Source organism: Pseudoalteromonas sp. HM-SA03, from assembly GCF_002289345.1.
Taxonomy (GTDB): Bacteria; Pseudomonadota; Gammaproteobacteria; order Enterobacterales; family Alteromonadaceae; genus Pseudoalteromonas.
Genome location: NZ_NSDG01000085.1, coordinates 1 through 1,234, shown reverse-complemented (window position 1 = coordinate 1,234; position 1,234 = coordinate 1). Strand labels below are relative to the sequence as shown.

The 1,234-nt window shown below is 41.8% G+C and carries 2 protein-coding genes; both read right to left on the bottom strand.

What is annotated here, in order from left to right; translation table 11 throughout:
- A partial coding sequence (locus CKO50_RS17260) for a hypothetical protein (RefSeq protein ID WP_255230271.1) occupies nt 1-461 on the bottom strand: 461 nt, incomplete at its 3' end.
- A 70-nt stretch (nt 462-531) separates the two neighbouring features.
- Nucleotides 532-1,059, bottom strand: coding sequence for a hypothetical protein (locus tag CKO50_RS17255; RefSeq protein ID WP_095729170.1), 528 nt, complete (start codon nt 1,057-1,059; stop codon nt 532-534).
- Nucleotides 1,060-1,234 lie beyond the last annotated feature (175 nt).

Here is a 1,234-nt window from a genome sequence, read left to right as displayed (position 1 = left end):
AAAATTCGTCCTTCGACGCCATCAAACGGTGCATTAGAAATCCACATTTTTACTTCACCCTTTTCACCAAAGCCGAAGATAATATAGGGCTCAACATCGGTTTCTGTTTCGCCTGTGTAATGGGTAATGCTAGGTAAATTACCCGCGATTTTGTACGCCTTGTCACGCTGTACAGTTAACGCTGCACGATAGTGTTTTCCCTGCTTATAATCCCACCACTGCGCTTTTACTTTATGTGGTATTTCGGCTCCCCAAAACGATCCATTTTTTTGCGCATTCCCCCAACAGCAACCTATTGCGCCCGCTGGGGGGGAAAATCTATCGTCGAATATAAGCTTTACCATCAGGTCACTTTTTTCATACGCGGATATACCTATATGTAATTTTTCTAGCTCGGTATGTGAAGAGCAGCTACAAAGCAGTATTACTAGCAACAAAATGATGTAGAGTTTATTGTTCATCCTTTCCTCCAAGTCGAACATCCCTTGTTTTATTTGTTTTTTATCTTAACTTTGTATTGTGGGCGCTTATCTAATTAAACATCTCATCGGTTAATTCAAAGGGTTCCCAAGTCGCTTGCGCCGATCCGATTTCCTCTAAAATTCGTCCTTCGACGCCATCAAACGGTGCATTAGAAATCCACATTTTTACTTCACCCTTTTCACCAAAACCAAAGATAATATAGGGATCAACATCGGTTTCTGTTTCGCCTGTGTAATGAGTAATGCTCGGTAAATTACCCGCGATTTTGTACGCCTTGTCACGCTGTACAGATAGCGTTGCACGATAGTGTTTTCCCTGCTTGTAGTCCCACCACTGCGCTTTTACTTTATATGGGATTTCGGCTCCCCAAAATGTCCCACTTCCTGCGGCATTTCCCCAACCACCGCCTACCGCACCAGCAGGGGGAGAAAATTGTTCGTCAAATATCAATTTCACCATCAAATCGCTTTTTTCATACGCAGATATAGCTATATTTAATTTTTCTAGCTCGGTATGTGAAGAGCAACTGCAAAGCAGTATTACTGCCAGTAAAACGGTATAGAGCTTATTGTTCATCCTTTCCTCCAAGTCGAACATCCCTTGTCTTATTTGTTTTTTATCTTAACTTTGGATTGTGGGCGCTTATCTAATTAAACATCTCATCGGTTAATTCAAAGGGCTCCCAAGTCGCTTGCGCTGAACCAATTTCTTCTAAAATGCGCCCTTTAACTCCATTAGCAAACTGAGAATT

Excerpts from the sequence above, each read along its gene's own strand:
- CKO50_RS17255 (WP_095729170.1), bottom strand. The coding sequence starts at position 1,059 with ATGAACAATAAGCTCTATACCGTTTTACTGGCAGTAATACTGCTTTGC.